We start from the raw sequence: 7350 nt of genomic DNA on the forward strand, positions 1-7350 counted from the left end.
CCCGGCAGAAGCCGAGTCGATCCGGCAAAGCAGGCGCGCGCGCCCTCGCCCAACCATGCTGCATCTGCTAACGGATGCGGCGATGCTCAATCTGAACGCCATCACCGTGCGCCTGGGCGGGCGCGTCATTCTGGACGGCGCGACCGCGGCGCTGCCGCCGGGATCGCGCGTCGGGCTGATCGGGCGCAACGGTGCGGGCAAGTCGACGATGGTACGCGTGATCGCCGGGCTGCTGGAACCCGACGACGGTTCCGCCGACATGCCGCGCGGTGCGAAGATCGGCTATATCGCGCAGGAAGCCCCGCACGGCGACGCCAGCCCCTTCGAAACCGTACTCGCCGCGGATACCGAACGCGCCGCGCTGATGCTGGAAAGCGAGACGAGCGAGGATCCCGACCGGCTGGGCGACGTGTACGAGCGGCTGATCGCGATCGATGCGTATACCGCGCCCGCCCGCGCGGCGCAGATCCTGCTTGGCCTCGGCTTCGACGAGGAGATGCAGGCGCGCGCGCTCGACAGTTTTTCGGGCGGATGGAAGATGCGCGTCGCGCTCGCCGCGCTGCTGTTCTCGCAGCCCGACCTGCTGCTGCTCGACGAGCCGTCGAACCATCTCGATCTCGAAGCGGTGATGTGGCTCGAGGATTTCCTCAAAGGCTACAAGGCGACGATCGTGGTGGTGAGCCACGAACGTGATTTCCTCAACAACGTCGTCGATCATATCCTGCATCTGCAGGGCGGCAAGATCACGCTCTACCCGGGCGGATACGACGCGTTCGAGCGGCAGCGCGCCGAACGGCTCGCGCAGATCGAGGCGGCGCGCGCCAACCAGGCGGTGCAGCGCGAGAAGCTGCAATCCTATATCGCGAAGAACTCCGCGCGCGCCTCGACCGCCAAGCAGGCGCAGAGCCGCCAGAAGATGCTGGCGAAGATGCAGCCGATCGCGGAGAGCTACAACGACCCGACCTTGTCGTTCGGCTTTCCCGACCCGACCGAGCTTCGCCCGCCGCTCATCACGCTCGACATGGCGGCGGTCGGCTATAGCGACGTGCCGATCCTGAAGCGGCTGAACCTGCGTCTCGATCCCGACGACCGGATCGCGCTGCTGGGGCGCAACGGCAACGGCAAGACCACGCTCGCCCGCCTCCTCGCCGCGCAGCTCGCGCCGATGGAGGGCGATATGGCGGCATCGGGCAAGATGAAGGTCGGCTATTTCACCCAGTATCAGGTGGAGGAACTCGACACCGACGACACCCCGGTCGAGCATATGGCGCACGCGATGAAGGGCGCGTCGCCCGCCGCCGTCCGTGGCCAGCTGGGCCGGTTCGGCTTTTCGGGCGACAAGGCGACGACCAAGGTCGGACGGCTGTCGGGCGGCGAACGCGCGCGGCTGGCGCTGGCGCTCATCACCCGCGACGCGCCGCATCTGCTGATCCTCGACGAACCGACCAACCATCTCGACGTCGACGCGCGCGAGGCGCTGGTGCAGGCGCTCAACGCCTATACCGGCGCGGTGGTGCTGGTCAGCCACGACCGCCACATGCTGGAACTGACCGCCGACCGGCTGGTGCTGGTCGACGACGGCACCGCGCGCGAATATGACGGGACGCTCGACGATTATATCGCGCTGATCCTGAAGGGCGATGGCGGGGGCAAGGGCGACGCGGCGTCGAAGGAGTCGCGCAAGGCGGACAAGAGGGCTGCCGCCGAAGCGCGCGAGAAGGATGCCGCGCTTCGCAAGACCGTACGCGAGCTGGAGGAGCAGACCGCCAAATTCACGCGCGAGCGCGGCGCGATCGACAAGGCGATGTTCGCGCCCGCAGATGCCGAACCGCGCTTCGCCCGGCTGTCGATGGGCGAACTGAACCAGCGCCGCGCCGAAGTACAGGCGAAGCTTGAGGCGAGCGAGGCGAAATGGCTCGAAGCGAGCGAGGCGCTGGAGCGGGCCGGGGCGTGAAGCTCCTGCGAAAGCAGGAGCCCAGGGCGCGAGCGTACCGTTCGTAAACCCTGGGTTCCTGCGTCCGCAGTAAGACGAGGCGCGTTAGCCTTCGCCCGTCCCCTCGTCCGCGACCGCTGCCCGTTCGAACCAGGACTCCACCTCGCCCGACAGTCTCAGCGTCAGCGGGTTGCCCTTGCGATCGACCTTCTTCCCCAACGCGACGCGGATCCAGCTTTCGGAGCGGCAATATTCCTCGACGTCGCGGCGTTCGGCACCCTTGAAACGGATGCCGATCCCGCGAGCGAGCAGCGCCTCGTCGAAATAGGGACTGCGCGGGTTGGTCGACAGGCGATCCGGTGGGGTATCGGCGGGCGGGGTATCGGTCATCCGCCCCGCCTAGAAGAAAACGCCCCGCCGCCGCCACAAAAAAAGGCGCGGGAGACATGCTCCCGCGCCCCTTCCGATCTGGATCCCGGCTGCTCAGTTGCAGACGCGGACCGGCACGTTCTGACCGTAATACGGGTCCCAATGCCACTGGTTCCAGCAACGCGGTGCATAATAGCCGCGCGGATAAGCGTAATAGCCGGGTCCCGGACCATAATAGCCGCGGCCATAATAGCCGCCATGGTAATAGCCGTAATGATTGCTGGCGATCGCCGCACCGACGCCCAGCCCGACAAGCCCGCCGAGTACCGCTGCGCCGCCCGCACCGATCCCGCCGCGGCCATGATAGCCATAGCCACCATGATAGCCGCCGTAACGCTGCGCTTCCGCCGGAGCCGCTGCCGTCAGGGCGGTCGCCGCCAACGCGATGCCCAGACCCGCCTTCTTCAACAATCCGTTCATTTCGAGCCTCCTCAATTTCGCCCGGTCCGCATCGGATATAACGCACGAGGTGCGACCGTGTTTCAGGGATTAGCCGAGTCGGCCTGAACCGACCCGGAATGCGTCGTTAAGATGAGGTTTATGCTGGCGGCACCCGCGTGGACCGGCTCCGCCGCGGCTTGACCGACGCAACCCCGTTCACCGCAGGCGCCGCCAGCGCCCCCACCCCGCCATCCGCTTCCACACCCAGCATCGTGCGCGCGACGAAGTCCGGCATGTCCGCGCCGGTCAGCGTCCAGTGCGGCTCGTACGGCCGCGACAGGTCGTCCTCCTCGATCGTCACGCCCGATTCCAGCGTGCCGTGATACGGATGGGCCTGAAGGCCGACACGGATAAAGTCTTCGTCGGGATCATCGGCCAGCGCGGCGTCGGCGGTATCGCCCCCTTCCGCGATCACCGCGTCCAGCGCACGCTTGCGCGCCGCACACGCCGCCAGCGCGTCGGCGATCGCCGCGTGCGCCTCGCCGTCCAGCGCGACCCCGGCGAACGCCGCCATGGTATCCGCCGGATCCGCCTGATCCGCCGCATCGCCGGTGATGACGGTCCGCACCGTCGTCGTGGACGCCTGCGCGACCGCCCCGCCCGCCTGGCCCGCGCCGACGGGCGCGCCATCGCCGACCGCCGCCGACGCGCTCGCCTCGGCCCGGCTGCTGAAATACTGGATCGTCGTACGCTTGCCAGACGCGTCCTGCCCGTAATGGCGCAGGCAGAACATCAGCAGCGCATCGTTGCGCTTGCGGTTGAAACCCATGAGCTTGCCGCCGACGAACACCGGGACCAGCTGCCCGTCGATCGCGCGTTCGAACGCGATGTCCTTCAGCCGCTGCACCCCGAAGTCCAGTGCCGCCTCCCAGGCGCGTCGGAACTCCTCCGCCCCCGGCGCACGGCGCAGCGTATAGCAATTCGCCTGCGCCATGTTGACCATCGCCGCCGCCCGGCTGACGCTGCCGGTATCCGCGAGCGCTTCGATAAACGCGCGCTGCCGCTCGGGCGTCCAGCCGTCGTGGCGATATTGGCGGGGGACCGGGGTGAAGTCCGGGACGGCCGGTCGCGCGTCGGCGGCGACGGGGGTGCGGTTCTGCATGGGCAACGGTCCTTTCGCGCGAGTCGGTGGCGGGTGTGGCGAAAGCGGCGCGTGTAGGACAGGGTTTTGTTTTTGGTTTGTTCTGATTAATGCACGCGGCGACGATCGCCGGAGGGGCGGCGATCGAATTGATTAGTCGCGCCGGACCTCCACCACGCGCCGCAGAGCGGCCAGTTCGAGGATCCGACCGATGATCGTGTCGTACAGCCTCGGCGGGATGAAGCCGTAAGCGAAACGGTCTTGCTGCCGGGCACTGGCCGAATATCGTAGCCGGGCCAAGCGAACTGGTTGACTTCATCCAGCACGATCCAGGAGCGATCGTCATCGAGGCCGAGCGCCTGTTTGACGCGGGGCGGCAGCTCGATCGCCTCCCCGTCCTTCGCTGGCGGGGTGTGTGTGATCGGTGCGACCGTCACGCGCGGCGCGCCGCCCTTGGAGTTTTGCACCGCGAGGACGATGACGCTGGGTCGGACCTTGCGGCCTTCCTCCTGCCCTTTGCGATGTTCGTGCCGCCACAGATAGGCATAGGGGATGACCAGGCCCGGTTCCGGAGTAGGAAGCGACATTCACTGGGGCTCAATCCATCAGCGCATCGAGATGGTCGTGGCGAGAATCCATCCGCGATGCCGCCAGCGCCTTCAACGTCGCGCCATCCAGCTCCTCTACCGTCAGGGCGGTAGGGACGGTCGCCTTGAGACGCTGATATTCGTCATAGTCGCGGGCGGATACGAAATAGCCGGTGACCCGGTTGTGCGTCACCACGGCGACCGGCTCGCGCTGGGCTTCCTCGCGATAGCGACCGAAATTGCGGGCGAACTCGGTTGCGGCGACTTGGGTCATCATGTGCTCCTTTGCATTCTACGATACATTACGTAAAATGCGGGTTTTGCGCAATCCCTGCTTGCTAATCTAATTTGCGTTGCCGCCGAAGAAAATTGAGAACGGTGAAAACGGCGCTACGGTGCTCCAGAAAAGGGGAGCGGGAGATGGGAAGAGCAATGTTGATCGGGCACTGGAAAAGATTCACCCGAAGTTCGATATTTCTCACGTTGGGGTTCGCCTTATCTGCCGAGGCCCCGACCATCTCGTTCGATCAAACGCTCGCCGTGGCGATCACTAACCTTTCGCAGGTGGCAGTACGCGATGGGCGCGGCTCGCTTGCACGCGATTTAGCCGTAACGCTTTTAAGCAAAAAACGGTGCGACCAAGCAATCGGTCTTCTTCAAGCCAACCCGGATGCGCTCACGACAAATGCGGATCAGGTTGCCCGCGCGGCTGTTCGATACGGTGACACAGGGTGCCTCATTGCGGTTGCGACCGTGCTGGCCAAGACGGAGCCGTCAGTTGACGAACTTCTTTCTTCCACTGCGCCGGAGGCCCACCATCTCGCGGGCGCGCTGCTCACCGTCGCCGGACGAAGTGAGGGCGCGGCAGCGATCCGACGGGCCGAGGTGGCAATGGCTGCACCCCCTCCCTCGTTACCGCCACTGCCAGAAACCGCGCCTCCGCGGCTGCGCGCTCTGATCGAAGGATTACAACTTCGACAGCGAATGCAGGAAAAGCTGTCCGGACGGACACTGGCCGACGAGCGGGTCTGGGACGCGCGCATTACCGAGTTGTCTATATATGACTCCTCCGGGCAGCCCGATGGGCGGTATGCGATGGCGCTGGATCGGTACGCAGCAGCAGCTCTTGCCGCAGGTTCTAAAGTGCCTGCCGGAGCGCTGGATGACCTCGCGACCCGCTGCCTAAAGCTTGGCCGCCGCGATCGTGCGGCGGTGCTGATGGATGCTGCGGTCCGGAATGAGGATAACCCGAACACGGAGCATTCACTTGCTTCGCGCGAGTTCGACGTTCTTTTAGAAAAGGGAAAGTATACGGAAGCAGCGGCGCTGATCTACACTATAGATCCTGCAAAAGCGCCAGTGCTGATTGACGTTGCCCTAACAGAAATCATGTTCGACCAACCGGTCATCTTGCTACCTTATCAGTCAGCCTTTGACCGTTGGTCGGACAGTCAACCGGCAAGAGCAGCGGCATGGTTCAGCGAACTCGCGCTTCAACTAGCAAGCCATGGCGAAACCGCTGACGCTCGGGCGACCTTGGCAAACTCGCTACATCGGCTGGAAAAGGCGAAGAGCGATGAAGAGTGGAGCGCCGCGCAGACCACCGCCGTCCAAGCGGCTGCCTTGTTGGGTAATGACAACGCGGCTTGGTCTCTCGCGTCTACCAGCCGCGCCGATCATGACAGCTATGTTGGGCTGGTCTCCGCGATCGCGTTGGGAGCATTAAACGCGGGGCGAGACGCAAGCGCCGACCGCGCCCTCGCTCAACTTTCAAAGGAGGAGCAGGGCTATGTCTACGAGCGCGCGTTGGGCGGGGCGTTTCGTGCTTCGGTGAAAGCTCGCCAGCGTATCATTGAGCGAGCGCTGGCCTTCGCTGGAAAAGCTGAGGTGCTGCAAGCACGTCGCATCTATGCATCGTTGGCACAGGAAGCCGCGAGCCAACTAGACCTGCCGGACATCGTTGCCACGATCCTATCAGCCGCACTTCCGGCCCAACGTGGCTCACTTGCCGTAGATGCCGCGTTCCACGCTTTTGTCAGCGCGGAGGTCGCCAGGGAGAAAGGCCAGCCGGGACCAGAAACAGAAGGGCGCCATCGCGGGTCTGTTCTGGCGCAAACCGCACTAAAAGAACTTTCGAACCTTTCTGACGAAGATAAGGTGAAGCTTTCACAGCAGCTTTGCACCGGTCTCAGCGACTTGGCGTCCAGCAGGCGTGTGGCCGATGCCATTACAGACCCGTATAAGCGCGAGCAGGCTTACCTAACGTTAATCGCTCGGACGCCTCTCCGGAGTTGACGGCTAGGTTGCAGCATCCGCCTATGATGCAAAAATCAAAGGTTTTGCATCATCCGGAAAATCGGGGGAGTCGGGGTACTTCCACGATGCATAAATCCGATGCACAATCCGAGCACGATGATCGACACAACAATGGTCGTTCCTGCAGGACGCTCGTTCGATAACCGGGATGCCACGATGCTTGAAGCCGGACATGTCCGCCCGGCCTTCAGGTCCTCATGCCCATACCGCCGCCGCAAAGCCGCTCTTCGATTGCCTGCAAGCCAGGCGCTCAGGACAGAACGTCGGACCTCGCTTGAGCGAGGCCGGCCGGGCGAGCCGCGGCTAGGCCGCGTCACAGCCTAGGCCGTGACCTTCGCCCGGCTCGCCTTCTTCCGCTCGTTCGCATCCAGATGCCGCTTGCGCAGCCGGATCGACTTCGGCGTCACCTCGACCATCTCGTCGTCGTCGATATAGGCGATCGCCTGTTCCAGCGTCGCGCGCTTGGGCGGGCTCAGGCGGACCTGGTCGTCCTTGCCGCCCGACGCGCGGAAGTTGGTCAGCGCCTTGGTCTTCATCGGGTTGACCTCGAGGTCGTCGGGCTT

Annotated in this window: 7 protein-coding genes and 1 pseudogene; 2 read left to right on the forward strand and 6 right to left on the reverse strand. The window is 64.7% G+C overall.

Translation table 11 applies throughout. The annotated features are described in order from the left end of the window. Window positions 1–82 precede the first annotated feature (82 nt). Entirely contained in the window at window positions 83–1954 is a 1872-nt protein-coding gene (locus HUU99_RS05655) for an ABC-F family ATP-binding cassette domain-containing protein (RefSeq protein WP_174285616.1), read from the forward strand. An 84-nt stretch (window positions 1955–2038) separates the two neighbouring features. On the opposite strand, the gene HUU99_RS05660 is transcribed toward HUU99_RS05655, so the two are convergent. The 5 genes from HUU99_RS05660 to HUU99_RS05680 form a co-directional block, all read right to left on the reverse strand. After that, window positions 2039–2323: a DUF3297 family protein gene (locus tag HUU99_RS05660; protein ID WP_174285595.1), complete on the reverse strand. Its 285-nt coding sequence runs from the start codon at window positions 2321–2323 to the stop codon at window positions 2039–2041. 93 nt (window positions 2324–2416) lie between these two features. After that, window positions 2417–2782: a hypothetical protein gene (locus HUU99_RS05665; protein WP_174285596.1), complete on the reverse strand. Its 366-nt coding sequence runs from the start codon at window positions 2780–2782 to the stop codon at window positions 2417–2419. A gap of 118 nt (window positions 2783–2900) precedes the next feature. Beyond that, the gene (locus tag HUU99_RS05670; RefSeq protein ID WP_174285597.1) at window positions 2901–3905 is read right to left on the reverse strand and encodes a hypothetical protein; all 1005 of its coding nucleotides are present in this window, start codon (window positions 3903–3905) and stop codon (window positions 2901–2903) included. A gap of 86 nt (window positions 3906–3991) precedes the next feature. Next, window positions 3992–4471, reverse strand: coding sequence for a type II toxin-antitoxin system PemK/MazF family toxin (locus tag HUU99_RS05675; RefSeq protein WP_217430789.1), 480 nt, complete (start codon window positions 4469–4471; stop codon window positions 3992–3994). Window positions 4472–4481: 10 nt separating this feature from the next. Further along, entirely contained in the window at window positions 4482–4745 is a 264-nt protein-coding gene (locus HUU99_RS05680; protein ID WP_174285598.1) for a type II toxin-antitoxin system Phd/YefM family antitoxin, read from the reverse strand. Window positions 4746–4906: 161 nt separating this feature from the next. Here HUU99_RS05680 and HUU99_RS05685 point away from each other — a divergent pair, with 161 nt between their 5' ends. Further along, a complete protein-coding gene (locus HUU99_RS05685) occupies window positions 4907–6766 on the forward strand; it encodes a hypothetical protein (protein WP_174285599.1) in 1860 nt (619 codons plus the stop codon). A gap of 341 nt (window positions 6767–7107) precedes the next feature. Here the strand turns inward: HUU99_RS05685 and HUU99_RS05690 are convergent. After that, window positions 7108–7350 (reverse strand): annotated as a pseudogene (locus tag HUU99_RS05690) (translational GTPase TypA); the annotation flags it as partial.

The sequence above is a fragment of the Sphingomonas bacterium genome, assembly GCF_903642285.1.
Classification (GTDB): Bacteria; Pseudomonadota; Alphaproteobacteria; order Sphingomonadales; family Sphingomonadaceae; genus Sphingomonas.

Bases quoted from the DNA above. Each gene is read 5' to 3' on its own strand.
- HUU99_RS05665 (WP_174285596.1), bottom strand. From the start codon at position 2,782: ATGAACGGATTGTTGAAGAAGGCGGGTCTGGGCATCGCGTTGGCGGCG.
- HUU99_RS05655 (WP_174285616.1), top strand. From the start codon at position 83: ATGCTCAATCTGAACGCCATCACCGTGCGCCTGGGCGGGCGCGTCATT.
- HUU99_RS05680 (WP_174285598.1), bottom strand. From the start codon at position 4,745: ATGACCCAAGTCGCCGCAACCGAGTTCGCCCGCAATTTCGGTCGCTAT.
- HUU99_RS05675 (WP_217430789.1), bottom strand. From the start codon at position 4,471: ATGTCGCTTCCTACTCCGGAACCGGGCCTGGTCATCCCCTATGCCTAT.
- HUU99_RS05660 (WP_174285595.1), bottom strand. From the start codon at position 2,323: ATGACCGATACCCCGCCCGCCGATACCCCACCGGATCGCCTGTCGACC.
- HUU99_RS05670 (WP_174285597.1), bottom strand. From the start codon at position 3,905: ATGCAGAACCGCACCCCCGTCGCCGCCGACGCGCGACCGGCCGTCCCG.